19 protein-coding genes are annotated in these 21,728 nt (G+C 73.6%); 8 read left to right on the plus strand and 11 right to left on the minus strand.

Annotated elements, in window-relative coordinates:
* Positions 1-22 precede the first annotated feature (22 nt).
* Positions 23-976 (plus strand): aliphatic sulfonate ABC transporter substrate-binding protein, encoded by a 954-nt coding sequence (locus CR165_RS19530; protein ID WP_245906596.1) that lies wholly within the window; start codon positions 23-25, stop codon positions 974-976.
* A gap of 125 nt (positions 977-1,101) precedes the next feature.
* Positions 1,102-1,464, plus strand: a complete 363-nt coding sequence (locus CR165_RS19535; RefSeq protein WP_109518625.1) for a DUF4440 domain-containing protein — start codon at positions 1,102-1,104, stop codon at positions 1,462-1,464.
* A gap of 53 nt (positions 1,465-1,517) precedes the next feature.
* On the opposite strand, the gene CR165_RS19540 is transcribed toward CR165_RS19535, so the two are convergent.
* The gene (locus tag CR165_RS19540; protein WP_109518626.1) at positions 1,518-1,922 is read right to left on the minus strand and encodes a fluoride efflux transporter FluC; all 405 of its coding nucleotides are present in this window, start codon (positions 1,920-1,922) and stop codon (positions 1,518-1,520) included.
* Positions 1,919-3,352 carry a replication-associated recombination protein A gene (locus CR165_RS19545; protein ID WP_109518627.1) on the minus strand — a complete coding sequence of 478 codons (1,434 nt, stop codon included), beginning with the start codon at positions 3,350-3,352 and terminating at the stop codon, positions 1,919-1,921. The genes CR165_RS19540 and CR165_RS19545 overlap by 4 nt, the downstream gene beginning before the upstream one ends.
* Before the next feature lie 141 nt (positions 3,353-3,493).
* Here CR165_RS19545 and alaS point away from each other — a divergent pair, with 141 nt between their 5' ends.
* The 4 genes from alaS to CR165_RS19565 all read left to right on the plus strand — a co-directional run bounded on the left by alaS (position 3,494) and on the right by CR165_RS19565 (position 8,714).
* Entirely contained in the window at positions 3,494-6,139 is a 2,646-nt protein-coding gene (gene alaS / locus CR165_RS19550; RefSeq protein WP_109518628.1) for an alanine--tRNA ligase, read from the plus strand.
* A complete protein-coding gene (locus tag CR165_RS19555; protein WP_109518629.1) occupies positions 6,136-7,221 on the plus strand; it encodes a DmpA family aminopeptidase in 1,086 nt (361 codons plus the stop codon). Before alaS ends, CR165_RS19555 begins: the two co-directional genes overlap by 4 nt.
* 60 nt (positions 7,222-7,281) lie before the next feature.
* Complete coding sequence (locus CR165_RS19560; protein WP_109518630.1) at positions 7,282-7,476, plus strand: hypothetical protein; 195 nt, start codon at positions 7,282-7,284, stop codon at positions 7,474-7,476.
* A 194-nt stretch (positions 7,477-7,670) separates the two neighbouring features.
* Positions 7,671-8,714: a glycosyltransferase family 2 protein gene (locus tag CR165_RS19565; protein WP_109518631.1), complete on the plus strand. Its 1,044-nt coding sequence runs from the start codon at positions 7,671-7,673 to the stop codon at positions 8,712-8,714.
* Here CR165_RS19565 and CR165_RS19570 read toward each other — a convergent pair.
* The gene (locus tag CR165_RS19570; RefSeq protein ID WP_109518632.1) at positions 8,696-10,480 is read right to left on the minus strand and encodes a gamma-glutamyltransferase family protein; all 1,785 of its coding nucleotides are present in this window, start codon (positions 10,478-10,480) and stop codon (positions 8,696-8,698) included. The two genes, CR165_RS19565 and CR165_RS19570, sit on opposite strands and share 19 nt — an antisense overlap.
* An 86-nt stretch (positions 10,481-10,566) precedes the next feature.
* On the opposite strand from CR165_RS19570, the gene phnN reads away from it, so the two are divergent.
* A complete protein-coding gene (gene phnN, locus CR165_RS19575) occupies positions 10,567-11,121 on the plus strand; it encodes a phosphonate metabolism protein/1,5-bisphosphokinase (PRPP-forming) PhnN (protein ID WP_109518633.1) in 555 nt (184 codons plus the stop codon).
* Positions 11,122-11,174: 53 nt separating this feature from the next.
* Here the strand turns inward: phnN and pdxR are convergent, their stop codons facing one another.
* Positions 11,175-12,623, minus strand: coding sequence for a MocR-like pyridoxine biosynthesis transcription factor PdxR (gene pdxR / locus CR165_RS19580; RefSeq protein WP_245906597.1), 1,449 nt, complete (start codon positions 12,621-12,623; stop codon positions 11,175-11,177).
* Between the two features lie 79 nt (positions 12,624-12,702).
* Between pdxR and CR165_RS19585 the strand changes: the two genes are divergently transcribed.
* The gene (locus tag CR165_RS19585) at positions 12,703-13,326 is read left to right on the plus strand and encodes an FMN-binding negative transcriptional regulator (protein WP_109518635.1); all 624 of its coding nucleotides are present in this window, start codon (positions 12,703-12,705) and stop codon (positions 13,324-13,326) included.
* Here CR165_RS19585 and CR165_RS19590 read toward each other — a convergent pair.
* The 7 genes from CR165_RS19590 to CR165_RS19615 all read right to left on the minus strand — a co-directional run bounded on the left by CR165_RS19590 (position 13,323) and on the right by CR165_RS19615 (position 21,715).
* Positions 13,323-15,212, minus strand: a complete 1,890-nt coding sequence (locus CR165_RS19590) for an ATP-binding protein (protein ID WP_109518636.1) — start codon at positions 15,210-15,212, stop codon at positions 13,323-13,325. The genes CR165_RS19585 and CR165_RS19590 overlap by 4 nt on opposite strands.
* A gap of 194 nt (positions 15,213-15,406) precedes the next feature.
* On the minus strand, positions 15,407-16,423 hold the full coding sequence (locus CR165_RS19595) for an ABC transporter ATP-binding protein (protein WP_109518637.1): 1,017 nt from the start codon (positions 16,421-16,423) through the stop codon (positions 15,407-15,409).
* A complete protein-coding gene (locus CR165_RS19600; protein WP_109518638.1) occupies positions 16,420-17,418 on the minus strand; it encodes an ABC transporter ATP-binding protein in 999 nt (332 codons plus the stop codon). Before CR165_RS19600 ends, CR165_RS19595 begins: the two co-directional genes overlap by 4 nt.
* Complete coding sequence (locus tag CR165_RS19605; RefSeq protein ID WP_219929787.1) at positions 17,415-18,287, minus strand: ABC transporter permease; 873 nt, start codon at positions 18,285-18,287, stop codon at positions 17,415-17,417. The genes CR165_RS19600 and CR165_RS19605 overlap by 4 nt, the downstream gene beginning before the upstream one ends.
* Complete coding sequence (locus tag CR165_RS25430; protein WP_219929788.1) at positions 18,284-19,249, minus strand: ABC transporter permease; 966 nt, start codon at positions 19,247-19,249, stop codon at positions 18,284-18,286. The genes CR165_RS19605 and CR165_RS25430 overlap by 4 nt, the downstream gene beginning before the upstream one ends.
* A 19-nt stretch (positions 19,250-19,268) precedes the next feature.
* Positions 19,269-20,861, minus strand: coding sequence for an ABC transporter substrate-binding protein (locus tag CR165_RS19610; RefSeq protein ID WP_109518640.1), 1,593 nt, complete (start codon positions 20,859-20,861; stop codon positions 19,269-19,271).
* 152 nt (positions 20,862-21,013) lie between these two features.
* Positions 21,014-21,715 carry a creatininase family protein gene (locus tag CR165_RS19615; RefSeq protein WP_109518641.1) on the minus strand — a complete coding sequence of 234 codons (702 nt, stop codon included), beginning with the start codon at positions 21,713-21,715 and terminating at the stop codon, positions 21,014-21,016.
* Positions 21,716-21,728: the final 13 nt, after the last annotated feature.

Below are 21,728 nucleotides of genomic sequence, written 5' to 3' on the forward strand. Positions count from 1 at the left end.
GGCGGCGGCCATGCTCGCCGCCATGACCGAGACCCTCCGCACCACCCGCCGCCGCCTCGGCCTCGCCGCCGCCGGCCTGCTCGCCATGCCCGCCCTGGCCCGTGCCCAGGGCGGCCGCCCCACCCTGCGCGTGGGCAACCAGAAGGGCGGGCTGCGCTCGCTGCTGGAAGCCTCCGCGCAGGGCGAGGCGCCGCCCTACGACATCGCCTGGAGCGAGTTCCCCGCCGCCGCGCCGCTGCTGGAGGCGCTCTCCGCCGATGCGCTCGACGCCGGCACCATGGGCGACCTCGCCTTCCTCAGCGTCTTCGCCGCCGGGGCGCCGCTGCGCGCCTTCGCCGCCACGCGCGCCGAGCCGCGCTCCCAGGCCATCCTGGTGCCGGAGCATTCCCGGGCCAGGAGCCTCGCCGACCTGCGGGGGAAGAAGCTCGCCGGCAACCGCGGCGGCTGGGGCCATTTCCTGCTGCGCGCGGCGCTGAAGCGCGCCGGCCTGGCGCCGGAGGCGGTGGAGCTGGTCTGGCTCGGCCCGGCCGACGCCGCGCTGGCCTTCCGCTCCGGCGCCGTCGATGCCTGGGCGATCTGGGAGCCCTATGTGGCGATCGAGCGCACCCTGTTCGGCGCCCGCGTGCTGGAGGACGGCACCGGGCTGACCCCCACCGTCAGCTTCCTCGCCGCGCATGAAAATGCGCTGCGCCAGCGCCGGCCGCTGCTGGCCGACCTGGCCCGCCGCCAGCGGCGCGGCTGGGACTGGGCCGCCGGCCGGCTGGAGGCCTATGCCGCCGCCAATGCCCGCCTGACCCGCCTGCCGGAGCCTGCGGTGCGGCAGGCCTTCGCCAGCCAGCGCACCCGCGCCGTGCCGCTCGACGCCGCGCTGCTGGAGGAGCTGCAGGCGGCGGCCGACGCGGCGCTGGAATTCGGCCTGCTGCGGCGGCGCGTGGCGGTGGCGGAGGCCGTCGCCGCCGGGGTGGAGGAAGGCTGAGGCCCCGTCGGGCCTTGTTGTCAGGCATTGTTGACCGCGTGCCGGGCGGCGCGGACGCGCATCGCGGCTGAACGATCCGCCGCGCCCGGCGTTCTCCACCCGACCGCAACGGGAGAACAGGATTCATGGACGACGGACGGGTGTGGGCCTTCGAGGAGAGCCTCTGGACGGGCGATGCGGAGCACTACCGCGCGCTGATCGACGATGAGTGCCTGATGGTGCTGCCGCACCCCCCCTTCGTGATGGGCGGGGCCGAGGCGGTGGCGGCGGTGGCGGACACGCCGCGCTGGAGCACGGTGGAGATCTCCGAGAAGCAGGTCTCGCGCCCGCAGGAGGGGCTGATCGTCATCGCCTACAAGGCGGCGGCGCGGGGCGAGGGCAAGGCGCCCTACGAGGCGCATTGCACCTCCGTGTACCGGCGCCTGGCGCATGACGAGTGGCGCGTGGTGCAGCACCAGCAGACGCCGCCGCTCACCGTGACGCCGTGACGCGCGCCCCGCCGTGCCGCGCCCCGTGGGGGATGCGGCGCGGCGGGGCAGCCTCAGCCCAGGGCGCGGCCGAGCAGGCGGCCCAGGGCGAAGGCGGCGGCGAAGGCGCCGAGCCCGCCCGCCAGCGTCAGGCCGAGATAGAGCGCGGCAAGCGACGGGCTGCGCAGGAACAGCGTGCCCGTGTCCAGCGAGAAGGCGGAGAAGGTGGTGAAGCCGCCGAGCAGCCCGGTGACGGCCAGCAGCCGCGCCTCCTGCGGGAAGGCCAGGCCGCCCAGCATGGCGCCGCCGAGCAGGCCGATGACGGCGCTGCCGATGACGTTCACCGCCAGCGTGCCCCAGGGCAGGTGGGTGCCGAACCAGCCCGCGCACCAGATTCCCACCGCGTAGCGCAGCACCGAGCCCGCCGCGCCCCCCGCCGCCACCAGCCCGAGCAGGGCGGGGGAGAAGGCGCCGCTCATGGCTGGCTACCGCCACGGGGGCGGCGGGGCGGGGTAGCCTCGGCGCGGGCGCGCTCCTCGCGCAGGCCGGCCCAGTGCTCCAGCCGTTGCAGGATGCGCGCCTCGGCGCCGCGCCCGGCGGGGCGGTAGAAGGGCTGGCGCGCCATCCCGTCGGGGAAGTAGTTCTGGCCGCTGAAGCCTTCCGCCTCGTCATGGTCGTAGGCGTAGCCGGCGCCGTAGCCGAGGCTCTTCATCAGCTTGGTCGGCGCGTTCAGGATATGGGCGGGGGGCATCAGGCTGCCGGTCTCCTTGGCGGCGCGGCGCGCCTCCTTGTAGGCGACATAGACGGCGTTCGACTTCGGCGCGGTGCCGAGATGCACCACGAGCTGCGCCAGCGCCAGCTCCCCCTCCGGGCTGCCGAGGCGCTCATAGGTCTCCCAGGCGGCGATGGCGGCGGGCAGGGCGGTGGGGTCGGCCATGCCCACATCCTCGGCGGCGAAGCGCGTCAGGCGGCGGGCGATGTAGCGCGGGTCCTCGCCGCCCTCCAGCATGCGGGAGAACCAGTAGAGCGCCGCATCGGCGTCCGAGCCGCGCAGCGATTTGTGCAGCGCCGAGATGAGGTTGTAGTGCTCCTCGCGGTCCTTGTCGTAGAGCGCGGCGCGCCTGGCCAGCAGGGCGGAGAGGCCGGCGGGGTCGAGCGGTGCGGTGCCGGCGGGCAGGGCCAGGAGCTGCTCGGCCATGTTGAGGATGTAGCGGCCATCGCCATCGGCCATGGCGCGCAGCACGCCGCGCGCCGCCTCGTCCAGCGGCAGGGGGCGCTCCGAGAGTTCCTCGGCGCGGGCGAGCAGGCGCTCCAGCGCCGCGTCGTCCAGCCGCTTCAGCACCATCACCTGGCAGCGGGAGAGGATGGCGCCGTTCAGCGCGAAGGAGGGATTTTCGGTCGTTGCCCCCACCAGGGTGACGGTGCCGTCCTCCACCACGGGCAGGAAACCGTCCTGCTGGGCGCGGTTGAAGCGGTGGATCTCGTCGACGAACAGGAGCGTGCCTTGCCCGGAGGTGCGGCGGGCGCGGGCCTCGTCGAAGGCGCGCTTGAGGTCGGCGACGCCCGAGAACACCGCCGAGAGGGCGGCGAAGCGCAGACCGGCGGCCTCGGCCAGCAGGCGGGCGATGGTGGTCTTGCCGACGCCGGGCGGCCCCCACAGAATCAGCGAGGCCAGCGCGCTGCGCTCCAGCATGCGGCTGATGCTGCCCTGCGGGCCGAGCAGGTGCTCCTGGCCCACCACCTCCTCCAGCCGGCGCGGGCGGAGCCGGTCGGCGAGCGGGCGGGCGGTGTCGGCGGCCTGCGCCTCCGCCGCCTCGGGGCCGGGCGGGGCGGGCGGGGCGCCGAACAGATCCTCGGTAGGGGCGGGGGCGGGGGTGGCGGCGGGGCTCGGGGGGCGGCGTGGCGGCATGAGGGCCTTATAACGCCAGGGGCAGGGCGCTGGCTGCCCCGGCCAGGGCATGTCGGCGCTTTTCACCCTCGCCGCGCCGCGCTACGTCAGCGGCCACGGAATCTCACGCCCATGGCCAGAGCGAAGGCGACAGAGCGGAATATGACCAGCAGCAACGACATCCGGGCCACCTTCCTCGATTATTTCGCCCGCAATGGCCACACGGTGGTGGAATCCTCGCCGCTGGTGCCGCGCAACGACCCGACGCTGATGTTCACCAACAGCGGCATGGTGCAGTTCAAGAACGTCTTCACCGGGCAGGAGAAGCGGCCCTATTCCCGCGCCACCACCGCTCAGAAGTCGGTGCGCGCCGGCGGCAAGCACAACGACCTGGACAATGTGGGCTACACCGCCCGGCACCATACCTTCTTCGAGATGCTGGGCAATTTCTCCTTCGGCGACTACTTCAAGGAGCAGGCGATCACCCACGCCTGGACGCTCCTGACGAAGGATTTCTCCCTGCCGAAGGAGAAGCTGCTGGTCACGGTGTTCTCGGAGGACGAGGATGCGGCCGCGCTGTGGCGCAAGATCGCCGGCCTGCCGGATGAGCGGATCATCCGCATCCCGACCTCCGACAATTTCTGGCGGATGGGCGACACCGGCCCCTGCGGCCCGTGCTCCGAGATCTTCTACGACCATGGCGAGGGCATCCCCGGCGGCCCGCCCGGCAGCCCGGACGAGGATGGGGACCGGTTCATCGAGATCTGGAACCTCGTGTTCATGCAGTATCTCGAGGAGCCGGCGGGCACCCGCAACCCGCTGCCGCGCCCCTCGATCGACACCGGCATGGGGCTGGAGCGCTTCGCCGCCATCCTCCAGGGCAAGCACGACAACTACGACATCGACACCTTCCGCGCCCTGATCCTGGCCTCGGCCGAGGCGACGGGGCAGCCGGCGGATGGGCCGTTCAAGGTGAGCCACCGCGTGGTGGCGGACCATCTCCGCTCCGGCGCCTTCCTGATCGCCGATGGGGTGATGCCCTCCAACGAGGGGCGCGGCTACGTGCTGCGCCGCATCCTGCGCCGCGCCATGCGCCACGCCCACATGATGGGCGCCAAGGAGCCGCTGCTCTACCGTCTGCTGCCCACCCTGGTCCGCCAGATGGGCGCCGCCTATCCCGAGCTGGTGCGCGCCGAGAGCCTGATCTCCGAGACGCTGAAGCTGGAGGAGAACCGCTTCCGCAGCCTGCTGGAGCGCGGCCTCGGCCTGCTGGCGGAGGAGAGCGGCAAGCTCGGCGACAAGGGCACGCTGCCCGGCGACGTCGCCTTCAAGCTGTACGACACCTACGGCTTCCCGCTCGACCTGACGCAGGACGCGCTGCGCGGCGAGGGCAAGGCGGTTGACGTGGCCGGCTTCGAGGCCGCCATGGCCGAGCAGAAGAAGCGCGCCCGCGCCGCCTGGGCCGGCTCCGGCGAGGCCGCCACCGAGACGCTGTGGTTCGACCTGAAGGACCGCCTCGGCGCCACCGAGTTCCTCGGCTACTCGACCGAGAGCGCCGAGGGCGAGATCCTCGCCGTGGTGGCCAATGGCGCGGTGGCGGAGAAGGCGGGGCCGGGCACCGAGGTGGCCGTGCTGCTGAACCAGACCCCCTTCTACGCCGAGAGCGGCGGCCAGGTGGGCGACAGCGGCACCATCACCGCGGCAGACGGGCTGCGCATTACGGTGCGGGACACGCAGAAGAAGCTCGCCCTGTTCGTGCATTTCGGCACGGTCGAGGCGGGCGAGGCGGCGCCGGGCAAGGCGGTGGTGGCGGAGCTGGACCACACCCGCCGCGGCGCCATCCGCGCCCACCACTCGGCCACCCACCTGCTGCACGAGGCGCTGCGCCGCCGGCTCGGCACCCATGTGGCGCAGAAGGGCTCGCTGAACGCGCCGGACCGGCTGCGCTTCGACGTCTCCCAGCCGACGCCGATGCAGGCCGATGACCTCGCCTGGGTCGAGGCCGAGGTGAATGCCCGCATCCGCGAGAACGCCGAGGTGGTGACGCGCCTGATGACGCCGGAGGCCGCCGTCGAGGCCGGCGCCATGGCGCTGTTCGGCGAGAAGTATGGCGACGAGGTGCGCGTGGTCGGCATGGGGCATGACCCGGCGGCCACGGAGAAGCACGGCGTCTATTCGCTGGAGCTGTGCGGCGGCACGCATGTGAAGCGCACCGGCGATATCGGCCTGTTCAAGATCGTGGGGGAGAGCGCCGTCTCGGCGGGCGTGCGGCGGGTGGAGGCGGTGACCGGCGCCGCCGCCCTGGCGCTGATCGAGGCGGAGCAGCGCATGCTGCGCGAGGCCGCCGCCGCGCTGAAGATCGCCCCCGCCGAACTGCCGGCGCGCATCGCCGCCCTGGTCGAGGAGCGGCGCAAGCTGGAGCGCGACGTGGCCGAGCTGCGCAAGAAGCTCGCCACCGGCGGCTCGGATGCCGCCATCGAGGAGGTGGGCGGGCTGCGCTTCTCCGGCCGCGACCTCGGCGAGGTGCCGCCGCGCGACCTGAAGGGGCTGGCCGAGGCGATCCTGAAGTCCGGCGTCACCGACGTGGTGGCGCTGCTCTCCACCGCCGAGGGCAAGGCCAGCATCGTCGTCGGCGTGGCCGAGGGCGCCAAGGGCCGCGCCGATGCCGTGGCGCTGGTGCGCGCCGGCAGCGCCGCGGTGGGCGGCAAGGGCGGTGGCGGCCGGCCGGACATGGCCCAGGCCGGCGGCCCGGAGGCCGACAAGGCCGCCGAGGCGCTGGCCGCCATCAAGGCCGCGCTGGCCGGATGAGCGAGGGGGAGACGGGCGCGGCGCGCCGCCGCGCCCGCGACCTCGGCCTGCGCCCTGGCGTCTTCCCGCCCGGGGCGCTGAACGCCATCACCGACGTGGCGGGCGTGCTGGTGGGGCAGGTGACGCGGATCGAAGGCGACTTCACCCGCACCGGCGTCACCGCCATCCGCCCGCATGGCGGCAACCTGTTCCGCGAGCGTGTGCCGGCGGGGCTGGCCACGATCAACGGCTTCGGCAAGCTGGCCGGTGCCACCCAATTGCAGGAGCTGGGCGAGCTGGAATCGCCGCTGGTGCTGGTCAACACCCTGTCGGTCGGCCGTGCCGTCGAGGCGGTGGTGGACTGGACGCTGGCGCAGCCCGGCAACGAGGCGGTGCTCTCGGTCAACGCCGTGGTGGGCGAGACCAATGACGGGCGGCTGAACGACATCCGCGCACGTGGCCTGGAGGCCGCGGACGTGCGGGCGGCGCTGGAGCAGGCGGCGCCCGGCCCGGTGGCGGAAGGCAGCGTCGGCGCCGGCACGGGCACCATGGCCTTCGGCTGGAAGGGCGGCATCGGCACGGCCTCGCGGGTGCTGCCGGCGGCGCTGGGCGGCTTCACCCTCGGCGCGCTGGTGCAGAGCAACTATGGCGGCGCGCTGCTGATGGACGGCCACCGCGTCGGCGAGGCGCTGGGCCGCTTCTACCTGCGCGAGCACGCCGACCGGGGGGACGCGGACGGCTCGGTGATGGTGGCGATCGCCACCGACGCGCCGCTTTCGGACCGCAACCTGGGGCGCCTCGCGCTGCGCGCCATGGCCGGGCTGGCCCGCACCGGCGCCGCCTTTTCGGACGGCTCGGGCGACTACGCCATCGCCTTCTCCACCCATCCCGGCGTGCGGCGGCCCCAGCCGCGCTACGAGGACTGGCCGAACGAGCGCATGTCCCCCCTCTTCGTGGCCGCCATCGAGGCGGTGGAGGAGGCGGTGCTGAACTCCCTCACCATGGCCACCACGGTGGAGAGCCGCGACCCGCTGAGCCGGCGGAAACGCAAGGGCGAGGCGATCGACCTCGACGCCGTGCGGGCGGTGCTGGCGCGCGGCTGAGCGGCGCAACCCGGCGGGGCCGGCCCGGTTGCCTCCTGCTCACGGAACTGGAGGCACGCCATGCTCACCCGCACCGTCGACTGCCCTGTCGCCCTGCGCGCCGACCCCAGCCTGGCGCAGAGCTACAAGGGCCGGGATGTCACCATCACCGTGGCCAAGGGGCAGCCGCCCAGGCTTGTCATCACGGCACCGGACGAGGCTGCACTCGACCAGGTGGAGGTCTGGCTGGCGCAGATGGACACGCCGGCCGACTGAAGCCGAAAGGGCCCAGGGGGGAAAAATCCTCCCTGGGCCACGCCCTCCGCGCATTCCGGTAACAGGCCGGATCAAAAACAAGAATCTGCGGGGAAAACCCATCCGAGGATCGAGGATCGGACACGCAATCGGCATTTGACGCTGCGCCGGAGCCTTCGCAGTAAGTCCGGCAGTTGCAGCAGACAAGGCGGTTCATGTCCTCCGATCGTCCCCTCGCCGCCCTCCCGCTTGTCGCCATCGCCGTGCCCGTGCTGAACGAGGAGCACTACATCGCCGACTGCCTGGCCTCGCTGCTGACGCAGGGCGATGGCTACCGGCTGGAGGTCCTGGTGCTCGATGGCGGCAGCACCGATCGCACGCGGGAAATCGTGGCCGGCATCCAGCTCCGCCACCCCGAGGTGCGGCTGCTGCACAACCCGGCCCGGCTGCAATCCGCCGCGGTGAACCAGGCGGCGCGCGAGGCCAGCCCCGAGGCGCGCATCCTGCTGCGGGCCGATGCCCATGCCTGGTATCCGCCGGGCTTCGTCACCCGCGTGTGCCAGTGCCTGGAAGCGCGGACCGGCCCCTCCGCCGGCGCCACCTCCGTGGTGGTGCCGATGAAGACGGAAGGCCATGCCGGGATGCAGCGGGCCATCGCGCTGGCGCAGAACAGCAAGCTCGGCAATGGCGGCTCGGCGCACCGCGCGGGCGGCGTCTCGGGCTGGGTGGACCATGGCCACCACGCCGCCTTCAACCGCGACTTCTTCCGCTCCATCGGCGGCTATGACGAGGCCTTCACCCACAACGAGGACGCCGAGCTGGACCACCGCGCCCACCTCGCGGGCGGCAAGGTGTGGATGTGCCGGGAGGCGCCCGTCACCTACTACCCGCGCAAGGACCTGCCCTCTCTGGCGCGGCAGTACATGAAGCACGGGGCGGGGCGCGCCCGCACCCTGATGAAGCACGGGCTGCGCCCCCGCCCGCGCCAGATGGCGCCGGTTGCGGCGCTGCTGGGCTGCGCCGGCGCCGTGCTGCTGGCGCCGTTCTGGCCGCCCTTCCTGTTCATCCCGCTGGCCTATGCGCTGCTCTGCCTGGGCTGGGGTGCGGCGCAGGCGGCGAAGGCGCGCGACCCCTCGCTGCTGCCCGTGGGGCTGGCGGTGATGACCATGCACCTGGCCTGGGGCTTCGGCTTCCTGCGCGGCGCGTGGCGCCACCGCCGTGACAGGATGCCGCCCCAGCCTCAGCGCCCGACCGCGTAGCCCTGCATGCCGCGCGGGTTGGCGCCCGCGAAGATCTGCCCGTCCGGCTCCTGCCGGACGGCGGAGAGGCGGCCTTCCGACCAGTCGCCGCCCAGCTCGGCGCGGTGGCCGCGCGCCAGCAGGTCCTGCAGCACCTCGGGGGCGTAGCGGCCTTCCAGCACCACCTTGCCCGGGCGCGCCACGCGCGGCCAGAAGCTGGAGGGCCAGTGCTCCGTGTGGAAGGCCGGCGCGTCGATCGCCTGCTGGATGTTCAGCCCGTGGTTCAGCATCCGCGCCAGCATGATGGGCTGCCACTGGTCCTGCTGCTCGCCGCCCGGCGTGCCGAAGGCCATCCAGGGGCGGCCGTCGCGCAGCGCCATGCCGGGGGAGAGGGTGGTGCGCGGCCGCTTGCCGGGCTTCAGCCCGTTCGGCAGGCTCTCGTCCAGCCAGAACATCTGACCGCGCGTGCCAAGGCAGAAGCCGAGCCCCGGAATGGCCGGCGAGGATTGCAGCCAGCCGCCCGAGGGCGTGGCCGAGACCATGTTGCCCCACTTGTCGATGACATCGACATGGCAGGTGTCGGCGCCCGAGACGCCGAGGCGGGAGACGGTGGGCTCCCCCGCGCCGGCAGCGGCGCCCAGCAGGGCGGCGCGCGATTCGGCCGCATGGTCCACCCAGCCCGCATGGCCGGGGATGCTGCCGGGGCGCAGCTCCATCTGCGCGTCCGGCGTCAGCAGCGCGCGGCGCCCGGCGGTGTAGGCCTCGGAGAGCAGCGTCTCCATCGGCACGTCGGTGAAATCCGGGTCGCCGTAGAAGGCCTCGCGGTCTGCGAAGGCGAGCTTCATCGCCTCCGCCACATGGTGCGCGAACTCTGCGCCCACCGGGTCCATGGCGGCGAGGTCGAAGCCGGCGAGGATCGCCATGGTCTGCAGCATGGCCGGGCCCTGGCTCCAGGGGCCGCATTTCAGCAGGGTGGTGCCGCGGTAGTCATAGGCCAGCGGCGCCTCGACGGGGGCGCGCCAGCGCGCCATGTCGTCGCCCGTCAGCACGCCGCGGTGGCGGCGGCCGGAGGCGTCCAGCGCCTCGGTGCCGCGGCAGAAACGGTCGATCGCCTCGGCGACGAAGCCCTCGTACCAGGCGCGGCGCGCGGCATCGATCTGCGCCACGCGGTCCGGCCCGGCGGCGGCGGCCTCGCGCAGCACGCGGGCATAGGTGGCGGCCAGCTCCGGGTTGCGCCACAGCTTGCCGGCGCGCGGGCCGCCATCGCGCAGCCACAGCGCGGCGGAGGTCGGCCATTCCTGCTCGAAGAGCGGCCGCACGCTCTCCACCGTGGCGGCGATGCGCGGCACGTAGTGGATGCCGCGCTCGGCATAGCCGATGGCGAATTCCAGAACGTCGGCCAGGGTCCAGGTGCCCCAGTCGCGCAGCATGGTGGCCCAGGCGTCGAAGGCGCCGGGCACCATGGCGGGCAGCAGGCCGGTGCCGGGGATCAGGTCGAGCCCCAGCCCCTCCTTCACATGCGCCACGCTGAGGCCGGCGGGCGCCGGGCCCTGGCCGCAGATGACGTGCTGCGTGTCGGCCCTGGCGTCATGGATGATGATGGGGCAGTCGCCCAGCGGGCCGTTCAGGTGCGGCTCGGCCACCTGGAGGGTGAAGCCGGCGGCGGCGGCGGCGTCGAAGGCGTTGCCGCCGCGCTCCAGCACCGCCATGGCCACCTGGCTGGCGATCCAGTGGGTGCTGCCGACCGCCCCGAAGGTGGCGGCGATCTCGGGGCGGGTCGTGAACATTTCATGGCCTCCGGGCGGGGGTGCTTGCGCCTTGCTGATTGCGCGCCGAAAAGCGTCGGGTCAACCGGGGGAGGCAGGGCAGCGGCATGGCGGGCAGTCTGGTGACGGTGGTGGGCGCCTCGGGCGCGGGGAAGGACACGCTGCTCGGCGCCGCGCGGGCGGCGCTGGCGGCCGATCCGCGCTTCGTCTTCGCGCGGCGGGTCATCACCCGCCCGGCCGAGGCGCAGGACCACCCGGGCGCCGAGGACCACCGGCCGATGAGCGAGGCCGAGTTCGGGGCGGCGCGGGCCAGCGGCGCCTTCGCGCTGCACTGGCAGGCGCACGGGCTGCACTACGGCATCCCCCGCATCGTCGAGCGCGACCTGGCGCAGGGGCGGGTGGTGGTGGCCAACCTCTCCCGCACCGTGCTGGCCGAGGCCGCCGCGCGCTACCGCCTGCGCGTGCTGCTGGTGACGGCGCCGCCCGCCGTGCTGGCGGCGCGGCTGGCCGGGCGCGGGCGGGAGGGCGCGGCCGAGATCGCGCTGCGCCTCAGCCGCGCCGCGCCGCTGCCCGAGGGGCTCGACGTGGTGGAGGTGGCGAACGACACCACCCCGGAGGAAGGCGCGGCGCGGCTGCTGGCGGCGCTGCGCGCGACGGCCTGAGAGCGAAGGCCTGAGAGCGACGGCCTGAGAGCGGGGGCCTGAGGGCAGGGGCCTCAGCGGCGCATCGCCTCCAGCACCGCGCGCAGCCGGCGCACCCCCTCGGCGATCTCGGCCTCGCCCAGCGCGGCGTAGCCGATCACCAGCCCCGCCTTGTCCGGCCGCGCACCGCCCGGGTGGTAGAGGGCGCCGACCGGGTAGAGGCCAAGCCCGGCGGCGCCGGCCCGCGCCACCAGCGTCGGCTCCAGCGCCGCGGGCAGCTCCTCCAGCCACAGCACCACATGCAGCCCGGCCTCCTCTCCCGCCACGGTGGCGCGGGGGCCGAGGGCGGCGCGCAGCGCAGCCAGCAGCGCGGCGCGCCGTGCCGCGTGGCGGCGCCGGGCGCGGCGCACATGCCGCTCATAGGCGCCGCTCTCGATCAGCCGCGCCAGCGCCGCCTGCTCCAGCCCGGAGGCGTGCCGGTCGGTCAGCCGCTTGGCGGTGGCGAAGGGCGCCACCAGCGCCCGCGGCAGCACCAGGTATCCCAGCCGCAGGGCGGGCGAGAGCGTCTTGGAGACGGTGCCGAGGTAGAGCACGCGCTCCGCCCCCTCCTGCTCCATCGCCTGCAGGGGCGGGATGGGGGCGACGCCGAAGCGGAACTCGCCATCATAGTCGTCCTCCAGCACCCAGGCGCCCTCGCGCCGCGCCCAGGCCAGCAGCGCCTGCCGCCGCGCCGCGGACAGCACGGCGCCGAGCGGGAACTGGTGGGAGGGGGTCACATAGGCCAGCCGGGCGGCGCCGAGCGCGGCGGTGCGCAGCCCCTCGCGGTCCACCGGATGAGGCTCCGGCACGGCGCCGGCGGCCAGGAAGGCGTGCCGCGCCAGGCTGTAGGCCGGGTCCTCGATGGCGACGCGGTCGCCGGGGTCGAGCAGCAGCCGGGCGCAGAGGTCGATGCCCTGCTGCGAGCCGCCCACCACGACGATCTGCTCCGGCGCGCAGCGCAGGCCGCGCGCGCGCCAGAGGTAGCCGGCCAGCGCCGCGCGCAGCGCCGGGTCGCCGGCCGGGTCGCCGTAGCGCAGGCGGCGCGGCGGGCGGCGCAGCGCCTCGGCCAGGGCGCGGCGCCAGGGCAGGGCGGGAAAGTCGGCCGGCGCCAGCTCGCCATGGCGGAAATCGACGGCCAGCGCGTCCGAGCCCGGCGGCGGCAGCGGCGGCAGCGCCGCCAGCCGGGCGCCATAGCCGGAGAGGGCGGGCGGGGCCGCGGCGGGCGGCGGCGCGGCGGGCGCGGGCGGCAGCAGCCCGGCGGCGACGCGCGGGCGGGCGCCGGGGCGGCTCTCCACATAGCCCTCGGCGGCGAGCTGCTCGTAGGCGGCGGTGGCGGTGGTGCGGGAGACGCCCCATTCCGCCGCCAGGGCGCGGCTGGAGGGCAGCGCCGCGCCCGGGGGCAGCCGGCCCTCGCGGATGCCGGCGACGATGGCGGCCTGGATGCGCCGGCCCGGCCTCTCCGACTGACTGTCCAACTGGACCACCCTTTCTGTCCGGAACTGGCCGTTTCCACTGGACCGGAAGCGCGCCATCCTCAAGCCCTGAGCAAGGAGCCGCGCCACCATGTATATCCCGCCCGCCTTCCGCCTGGAGGAACTGCCCGAAATCCATGCGGCGATGCGGGCGGCGCGGCTGCCGAGCCTGGTCACCGCCACGGCGGAGGGGCTGATGGCCACGCCGCTGCCGCTGCTGCTGGCGCCGGAGGAAGGGCCCTTCGGCACGCTCTACGGCCATCTCGCCCGCGCCAACCCGCAATGGCGGACGCCGCCGCTGGGCGAGGTCATGGTGCTGTTCGGCGGGCCGGAGGCCTATGTGACGCCGAACTGGTACGCCTCGAAGGCGGAGCACCACAAGGTGGTGCCGACCTGGAACTACGTGGCGGTGCATGCCCATGGCCAGGCCGAGTTCTTCGAGGACCCGGCGCGGCTGCGCGATGTGGTCGCCCGGCTGACGGCGCGGCACGAGGGGGGCCGCGCCACGCCCTGGCAACTGGCCGACGCGCCGGAGGCCTTCGTGCGGGCGCAGCTGCGCGGCATCGTCGGGCTGCGGCTGCCCATCGCCCGGCTGGAGGGCAAGCGCAAGATGAGCCAGAACCGGGACGCCGCCGACCGTGCCGGCGTGGCCGCGGGCCTCGCCGCCAGCCCCGACCCGGCCGACCGCGCCGTGGCGCCGCTGATCCCGCGCTAGGGCACGGCCGCCGCGCTGCCGGCGAGCATCGTCCGGACATGGCCGGCGAGCGCCTGCAGGGTGAAGGGCTTGGCCAGCAGCCGCATGCCGGCGCCGAGATGGCCGTGGCTGAGCGCCGTGCTCTCGGCATAGCCGGTGATGAACAGCACCTTGAGGCCGGGGCGCAGGGCGCGCGCCGCCTCCGCCAGCTGGCGGCCGTTCATGCCCCCCGGCAGGCCGACATCGGTGATCAGCAGGTCCAGCGGCGTGGCCGAGCGCAGCAGGCGCAGCGCCGCCGCGCCATCCTCCGCCTCCAGGGTGGTGTGGCCGAGGCCGGACAGCACGTCTGAGACCAGCATGCGGATGGGCGCCTCGTCATCCACCACCAGCACCGTCTCGCCGGAGGTGCCATGCCGCTGCGGAGCGGGCGCCGGGGCGGAGCCGGCCTGCGCGGCGGGCTCGGCCTCCGTCTCCGCCGGGCCGTGGTGGCGGGGCAGGTTGAGCCAGATGGTGGTGCCCTGGCTCGGCTCGGTGAGGATGCGCGCCTGCCCGCCCGACTGCCGGACGAAGCCGTAGACCATGGACAGGCCGAGCCCGGTGCCCACGCCCAGCGGCTTGGTGGTGAAGAACGGATCGAAGGCGCGCGCCGCCACCTCGGGCGACATGCCGGTGCCGGTGTCGCGCACGACGAGCGAGACATACTGGCCCGGCGGCAGGTCCTTGGCCCGCGCCGCCGCCTCGTCCAGGCAGCGGTTGGCGGTCTCGATGGTCAGGCGGCCGCCCTCCGGCATGGCGTCGCGCGCGTTGATGCAGAGGTTGAGCAGCGCGTTCTCGAGCTGGTTGTTGTCCACCAGCGTGGCCCAGAGGCCGGGCGCCGGGATCACCTCCACCGTCACGTCCGGGCCCATGGTGCGGCGGATCAGCTCCTCCATGCCGGCCACCAGCCGGTTGATGTCGGTGGCGCGGGGGGCCAGGGTCTGCCGGCGGGAGAAGGCGAGCAGCCGGTGGGTCAGCGCCGCGGCGCGGTCGGAGGCGGCGCGGGCGGCGCGCAGGTAGCGGTCCAGATCGTCCAGCCGGCCCTGGGCGATGCGGATCTGCAGCAGCTCCAGGCTGCCGGATATGCCGGTGAGCAGGTTGTTGAAGTCATGCGCCAGCCCGCCGGTGAGCTGGCCCACCGCCTCCATCTTCTGGCTCTGCCGCAGCCGCTCCTCGGCCTGCATCAGGGCGCGGCTGCGCTCGAGGATGCGTTCCTCCAGCGTGTCGTTCAGCGCCGCCAGCGCCGCCTGCGCCTTGGCCCGCTCGGCGATCTCGGCGCGGCTGGCGGCGAAGAGGCGGGCATTGTCGATGGCGATGGCGGCCTGCCAGGCGAGGCCGGTGGCCAGCCGCTCCTCCCGCTCGCCGAAGCGGCCGGGCTCGGGGTGGCCGAACAGCAGCGCGCCGACCGATTCGCCGGTGCCCGAGAGCACGGGCAGCGCCATGTAGCTGCGCACCGGCAGGTGGCCGCGCGGCATGCCGCCCAGGCTGCCATAGCGCGGGTCGGCCAGCACGTCGTCCAGGCGGATGACACCCTGCGCCAGGAAGGTGGGGCTGAACAGCGCGGTGGCGCGCGGCAGGCCGAAGCGGGTGAAGGCCTCGGCCGGGGCGCCGGCCAGGGCGGAGAGGCGCCAGCCCTCCTGCGCGGCCTCTGCGCCGAGGGGGGCCAGGACCTTCTCGAAATAGGCGCCGTAGGCGGCGCCGGTGAGCTGGGTGAGCCCTTCGAGAAAGGCCTGCAGCAGGCGGTTCAGGTCGAGCTCCGCCACGAGGCGGCTGCCGAACTGGGTGATCGTCTCGTAGGCCTGGAGCTGCTCACGCAGGGCTGCGTTCTCCGCCTCCAGTGCCGCCGCGCGGTTGCCTGAGGCTTCTTCCATCCAGCCCGTCTCCTCCGTCGATAGCCTGCGCCCATGGCGTATGCCTTGAGCATGGCCGCCAGGTGCAAGCGCAACAGATGGAACGGCGGCGCTTGCCCCACAACCATCCCACCCTTCTTAAAGGGGCCGGGAGGGCCGCAGGCAACAGGATGTTTTGATATCCGCCCGGTTTCAGGGCCGCTTCCGCCCCGGCGTCAGGCGGTGGCGGCGGCCGCCGTGCCGCCATGGTGCAGGTGGCAGGCGGCGCTCTGCCCGGGCGCCACCGGCAGCAGCGCCGGCGCCTCCACCCGGCAGCGTGGCCCCGCATGCGGGCAGCGCGGGTGGAAGTGGCAGCCGGGCGGCGGCGCCAGGGGCGAGGGCAGCTCCCCCGCGATGGGGTGGAACACGCCGCGCCCCTGGCCGAGCCTCGGCACGCTGTCGAGCAGGGCGCGGGTGTAGGGGTGGGCGGGGGCGGCGTAGAGGGTGCGCGTCGGCGCCAGCTCGACGATGCGGCCGAGATACATGATGGCCACGCGGTCCGAGACGTGCCGCACCACGCCGAGGTCGTGGCTGATGAACAGGCTGGTCAGCCCCGAGCCGCCCGCCGCGGCCTCGCGCAAATCCATGAACAGGTTCAGCACCTGCGCCTGGATGGAGACGTCGAGCGAGGCCACGGGCTCGTCCAGCACCAGCAGCGCCGGGTTCAGGGCCAGCGCGCGGGCGATGGCCACGCGCTGCCGCTGCCCCCCGGAGAACTGGTGCGGGTAGCGGTTGCGCAGGGCGGGGTCGAGGCCCACGCGCCGCAGCGTCTCCGCCACCAGCGCATCCGCCCCGGCGCGGGAGACGATGCCGTGCGCCACCGGGCCTTCCGCCACCGTCTCGCCCACCTTCATGCGTGGGTCGAGGCTGGCGAAGGGGTCCTGGTGGATCATCTGCACGCGCGGGCTGCGCTTGTGGCCGCCGGGCATGACCGGCGCGCCCTCGAACAGCACGGCGCCCTCGCTCGGCGTGTAGATGCCGGCCACCATCCGCCCGAGGGTGGACTTGCCGCAGCCGCTCTCGCCCACCAGCCCCACCACCTCGCCCCGCGCCACGGTGAGCGAGACATCGGTGACGGCCTGCACGGCGCGCGGCGGGCGCGGGCGGCCGAGCCAGGCCGCCAGCCGGTCGCCCAGCGGCACGGGCTGGCGGAAGCGCTTGCTGGCCCGCTCGATGCGCAGCAGCTCGCTCATGCGGCGGCCTCCACGGGGTGATGGCAGAGGGCGGTGTGGCCGGCGCCGAAATCCCGCTCCGGCGGCGGGGCGGCGCAGACCTCCGTGGCGCGCGGGCAGCGGGTGCGGAAGGGGCAGCCGGAATCGGGCGCGCCATCGGCGCCGCGCGGCGGCAGGCCGGCGGCGAGCTGCGGCAGCCGCGCCCCCGGCGCGTGCCCGGAGGGGACGGACCCCACCAGCGCCACCGTGTAGGGGTGGCGCGGCGCGGCGATGACGGCATCCGCCGGGCCGCGCTCCACCACGCGCCCCGCGTACATGACGCAGAGCGCATCGGCCAGCGAGGAGACGACCGCGAGGTCGTGGGTGATCCAGAGGAAGGCGGTGCCGGTCTCGTCGGCCAGGCGCCGCACCTCGGCCAGGATCTGCCCCTGGATGGAGACGTCGAGCGCCGTGGTCGGCTCGTCGGCGATGATGGCCTTGGGCCGATGCAGGAGCGCGGTGGCGATGGCCACGCGCTGCCGCATGCCGCCCGAGAGCTGGTGCGGGTAGGCGTCGAGCCGCGCGCGCGGGCTCGGGATGCCCACGGTGGTCAGCGCCTGCTCCGCCCGGTCCCAGGCGGCGGCGCGGCTGACGCGGTCATGCGCGCGCACGGCGGCGGCCATCTGGGTGCCGATGCGCAGCACCGGGTTCAGCGTCATCAGCGGGTCCTGGAACACCATCGCCACCTCGGCGCCGCGGATGCGCCGCATCGCCGCGCCGTCGAGGCCGCTGATCCGCCGGCCGGCCAGCAGCACCTCGCCGGCGACCACCTTCCCCGGCGGCTCCACCAGCCCCAGGATGGAGAAGCCGGTGACCGACTTGCCCGAGCCGCTCTCGCCCACCAGCCCCAGGATCTCGCCACGGCGGATGGCGAAGGAAACGCCATCGACCGCGCGGACGAGGCCCTGGCGGCCGGGGAACTGGGTGCGCAGGCCGCGCACCTCCAAAGCGGGGGGGGCTTCCTTCAGGGTGCTCATCGGCGGTGCTTCGGGTTGAGCACCTGGCGGAGCTGGTCGCCCACCAGGTTGATGGCCAGCACCGTCACCATCAGCGTGATGCCGGGATAGACCGAGATCCAGTAGCGGCCCGAGAGCAGGAACTGGAAGCCGTTGGAGATCAGCAGGCCGAGCGAGGGCCGCGTGATCGGCAGGCCGAGGCCGAGGAAGGAGAGCGTCGCCTCCAGCGAGATGGCGGTGGCGATCTGCACCGTCACCACCACGATCAGCGGCGGCAGGGTGTTGGGCAGCAGGTGGCGCAGCAGCACGCGGCGCCCGGAGAGCGGCGTGGAGAGCGCCGCCTCGATATAGTCCTTGCGCCGCTCGGCGCTGGCCGCGCCATAGGCGGTGCGGGCGAAATAGGCGTATTGCGCGGCCACCAGCGCCGCCATCAGCTGCGGCACGCCCTGGCCCAGCATGGCCACCAGCACCAGCGCCAGCAGGATGGCCGGCAGCGAGAGCTGGAGATCGACCACCCGCATCGCCAGCGCGCCGAACCAGCCGCCGTAATAGGCCGCCGAGAGGCCGATGGCGGTGCCCAGCACCAGCGCCACCGTGCCGGCCGAGACGGAGATCATCAGGCTGAGGCGCAGCCCGTAGAGAATGGCCGAGAGCAGGTCGCGCCCCGCATTGTCGGTGCCAAGCCAGTGGACATAGCCGCCCGAGCCCACCTCGCCGGGGGGCAGGCGGGCGTCGAACAGGTCGAGCCCCGCCTGGTCGTAGGGGTCCTGCGGCGCGATCCAGGGGGCGAGGAGGGCGAGCGCCACGATGGCCAGCACCACCAGCAGCGCGACGACGGCGACGGGGCTGCGCCGGTATTCGCGCCAGCCCTCGGCGATGGCGCCGCTCACGCGCCGCTCTTCAGCCGCACGCGCGGGTCCAGGAAGCCATAGGTCAGTTCCACCACGAGGTTGATCACCACGAAGAGCAGCACGACGAGGATGAGGTAGGCGACCATCACCGGCCGGTCGAGCGCGGTGATGCTCTCGATGATCAGCTTGCCCATGCCGGGCCAGTTGAACACCGTCTCGGTCACCACCGCGAAGGCGAGGGTGGAGCCGAACTCCAGCCCGAACACCGTGACGATGGGGATGCCGATGTTCTTCAGCACATGCAGCCCCACCACCTGCCATTCCGGCAGGCCCTGCGCGCGGGCGAAGCGGACATGCTCGCTGGCCATCACCTCCTCCGTGCCGGCGCGCACCAGGCGGATCAGCAGGCCGAGCTTGAACAGCGAGAGGTTGAGCGCCGGCAGCAGCAGGTAGGTCCAGCCATCGGCGCTGAAGATGCTGAGGCCGAGCGGACCCGCCGGGCCACGCCCGCCCGAGGGCAGCCAGCGGAACTCCACCGAGAAGGCCAGGATCAGCAGCAGCCCCACCCAGAAGGTGGGCACCGAGAAGCCGAACACGGAGGCCGCCATGATGACCTTGCTGGAGCGCGCCTCCGGCCGGTAGCCCGCCCAGATGCCGAGCGGCACGCCGAGCAGGGTGGCGATCAGCATGGCGGTGACGGCCAGCTCCAGAGTCGCCGGCAGGCGGGAGAGGATCAGCGACATCACCGGGATGCGGAAGACGAAGCTGTTGCCGAAATCGCCGCTCAGCACATTGCCGAGGAAATGCCCGTATTGCTGCCACAGCGGCAGGTCCAGCCCGTACTGCCGGATCAGCGCCGCCCGCATGTCGGGCGAGGCGGCGGGGTCGATCAGCACGTCGATCGGGTTCCCGATGGCATAGACGCCCAGGAACACCAGCACCGACATCACCAGCATCACCAGCGCGGCCTGCGCCAGGCGCCCGAGGAGAAAGCCCAGCATGGCCGCGCGGTTCTCTGCCTCAGCCGGCCTTGGGGGTGATGCGGTGGGCCAGCGTCTCCTGGTCCACGCGGGTGGTGAAGCTGAACTTGCCCTTGCCCATCGCCCACACGGTCTGCGGCATGACGATCGGCAGCATCGGCCGGTCCTTCATGCTGATCTCGGTGGCGCGCTCGAACAGGGCGCGGCGCTTGGCGTCATCCAGCTCGGCGCTGCCCTGCTCGAGCAGCCTGTCCACCTCGGGGTTGGAATAGTTCGAGCGGTTGAAGCCGCCGAAGCCCTTCTGCGCGTCCGGCTTGTGCAGCAGCGCGCCGTAGGTGTAGGCGGCCTCGCCGGTCAGGGTGCCCCAGCCGGACATCTGCAGGCTGTACTCGCCGCGGGTGCTGGCGGGGAAGAACACCGTGCCGGTGAGCGCGTTCGGCGCCACCTTCAGCCCCAGGCGCGACCATTGCTGCGCCAGCGCCTCGCACAGGGCGCTGTCGCCGGGCAGGCGGTTGCTGGTGGAGAACAGCTCCACCTCGAAGCCCTTCGGGTAGCCGGCCTCGGCCAGCAGGGCCTTGGCGCGGGCGAGGTCCGGCCGGCGCTCCGGCAGGTTCTTGCTGGAGCCGAAGAAATTGTCCGGCATCAGCTGGCTCATCGGCTTGGCCAGCCCCTCGAACACCACGCGGGCCAGGGCGCGGCGGTCGATCGCGAGGTCCATCGCCTCGCGCACGCGGGGGTCGAGGAAGGGGTTGGCGGCGATCTCCTTGCCATCCACCTTCACCGGCTTCGGCAGCTTCTCGGCAAGGTTGAAGTAGACGTTGAAGACATAGACGCTGTCGCCCACCACCACGTCCATGGTGCTGTCGCGCTGCAGCGCCGCCACGTCGGTGGCGGGAATGTAGTTGGCGATGTCGACCTGGCCGCTCTTGAGCGCCGCGATGCGCGCCGCGTCGTTCGGGATCTCGCGGCGGATGACGCGCGCCCAGGGCTGCGCGCCGCCCCACCAGCCCTCGTTGCGCTCCAGCACGAGATCGCCGCGCGGCTCCCACTTGACGAAGCGGAACGGGCCGGTGCCGATGGCGGCCTGGCCGGAGTTGAACTGCTCGTTGCGCGGCTCCATGCCGATCTTGTGGCTGACGATCATCAGCCGGCTGAAATCATTGGGCAGGGAGGGGGCGGGGCCGTTGGTCTTCACCCGCACGGTGAGGCGGTCCACCACCTCGGCGCCGGTGGCGCGCTTGGTGTAGAGCGTCATGCTCATCGGGCCGGTCACCACCGGGATGCGCTCGAGCGAGAACTTCACGTCCTCGGCCGTGAAGTCCGAGCCGTCGTGGAACTTCACGCCGTCGCGCAGCTTGAACTCCCAGGTGGTGTCGTCCACCGCCTTCCAGGAGAGGGCAAGGCCGGGCTGCAGGCCGAGATTCTCGTCCTGGCCCACCAGGCTGTCGAAGATGTGGCGCAGCGCCTCGATATGGCCGCCGAGGGTGGACCAGTGGGGGTCGATGCTCTCCGGCCCGGTGCGCACGCCCACCGTCAGGGTGCGAGAGGCGGCGCCCTGGGCGCGCGCCGGCACGGGCAGGCCGGGAAGCAGCGCGGCCGCCACGCCGGCCGACAGGAATTGACGACGTTGCATGACCACACCTCGGTTGCTGGGCGGCGCGGGCTGGGTTTCGCCATGCGGCCGCGATTGTTGCGGGGAAGCGTAGGATCGGAGCGACAAGGGCGTCAATCGGGGCGTGAATCGGAGGGCCGGTTGGCGCGTCACGCGGTCGCCGCGCGGGCGCCTCACGCCCAGCCTTCCGCCAGGATCTCGCGCGTCTCGGCCACCGCCACCGCCCAGATGTCGAGCATCTCGGCATCGTCGCGCTGGTAGCGGCCGCCGAAATTGCCGTCGCCCAGCAGGCGGCGCGCCGCGGCGGGGGGCAGGGCGCGCAGGCGCTCGGTGTCGGCCACCGGCTTGGCGCCGTCCGGCGCGGCCAGGTTGGGCAGCCGCGTCCAGGGGAAGTTCTCCATCCAGGAGGCGTGGGTGCCGACCGGATCGTAATGCCGGACGCGGGCGATGGTGCGCGGCGCGTTCCACCAGTTGTGGAAGCGGATCCGGCAGTCCGGGTGGTCGGCCATGAATTCCAGCGCCGCGGCGCGCGCCGGGTCGTTGCCGCCATGGCCGTTGACGACGAGGATGCGGCGGAAGCCGGTGCGGTGGAGGCTCTCCAGCACGTCCCGCACCACGCGCAGATGCGTCTCGGCGCGCAGCGTGACGGTGCCGGGATAGGCCAGGAAGCCGGGCGTGATGCCATAGGGCAGCACGGGGAAGACCGGCACGCCGAGCGGCTCCGCCGCCTCCACCGAGACGCGCCCGGCCAGGATGCTGTCCACGGCGAGGCTGAGCTGGGCGTGCTGCTCGGTGGAGCCGAGGGGGAGCACGGCGCGGTCGTCCCGCCGCAGCCATTCCTCCACCTGCATCCAGTTCATCGCGTCGATGCGCATGGCGCCCACCCCT

It is taken from the genome of Teichococcus aestuarii (assembly GCF_003116135.1).
GTDB lineage: Bacteria > Pseudomonadota > Alphaproteobacteria > Acetobacterales > Acetobacteraceae > Pseudoroseomonas > Pseudoroseomonas aestuarii.

Coding starts and splice junctions, on each gene's coding strand:
- CR165_RS19610 (WP_109518640.1), bottom strand. CDS start 20,861: ATGCAACGTCGTCAATTCCTGTCGGCCGGCGTGGCGGCCGCGCTGCTT.
- CR165_RS19555 (WP_109518629.1), top strand. CDS start 6,136: ATGAGCGAGGGGGAGACGGGCGCGGCGCGCCGCCGCGCCCGCGACCTC.
- CR165_RS19545 (WP_109518627.1), bottom strand. CDS start 3,352: ATGCCGCCACGCCGCCCCCCGAGCCCCGCCGCCACCCCCGCCCCCGCC.
- CR165_RS19615 (WP_109518641.1), bottom strand. CDS start 21,715: ATGCGCATCGACGCGATGAACTGGATGCAGGTGGAGGAATGGCTGCGG.
- CR165_RS19540 (WP_109518626.1), bottom strand. CDS start 1,922: ATGAGCGGCGCCTTCTCCCCCGCCCTGCTCGGGCTGGTGGCGGCGGGG.
- CR165_RS19530 (WP_245906596.1), top strand. CDS start 23: ATGACCGAGACCCTCCGCACCACCCGCCGCCGCCTCGGCCTCGCCGCC.
- CR165_RS19585 (WP_109518635.1), top strand. CDS start 12,703: ATGTATATCCCGCCCGCCTTCCGCCTGGAGGAACTGCCCGAAATCCAT.
- CR165_RS19565 (WP_109518631.1), top strand. CDS start 7,671: ATGTCCTCCGATCGTCCCCTCGCCGCCCTCCCGCTTGTCGCCATCGCC.
- CR165_RS19600 (WP_109518638.1), bottom strand. CDS start 17,418: ATGAGCACCCTGAAGGAAGCCCCCCCCGCTTTGGAGGTGCGCGGCCTG.
- CR165_RS19590 (WP_109518636.1), bottom strand. CDS start 15,212: ATGGAAGAAGCCTCAGGCAACCGCGCGGCGGCACTGGAGGCGGAGAAC.
- CR165_RS19595 (WP_109518637.1), bottom strand. CDS start 16,423: ATGAGCGAGCTGCTGCGCATCGAGCGGGCCAGCAAGCGCTTCCGCCAG.
- CR165_RS25430 (WP_219929788.1), bottom strand. CDS start 19,249: ATGCTGGGCTTTCTCCTCGGGCGCCTGGCGCAGGCCGCGCTGGTGATG.
- alaS (WP_109518628.1), top strand. CDS start 3,494: ATGACCAGCAGCAACGACATCCGGGCCACCTTCCTCGATTATTTCGCC.
- CR165_RS19535 (WP_109518625.1), top strand. CDS start 1,102: ATGGACGACGGACGGGTGTGGGCCTTCGAGGAGAGCCTCTGGACGGGC.
- CR165_RS19560 (WP_109518630.1), top strand. CDS start 7,282: ATGCTCACCCGCACCGTCGACTGCCCTGTCGCCCTGCGCGCCGACCCC.
- CR165_RS19570 (WP_109518632.1), bottom strand. CDS start 10,480: ATGTTCACGACCCGCCCCGAGATCGCCGCCACCTTCGGGGCGGTCGGC.
- phnN (WP_109518633.1), top strand. CDS start 10,567: ATGGCGGGCAGTCTGGTGACGGTGGTGGGCGCCTCGGGCGCGGGGAAG.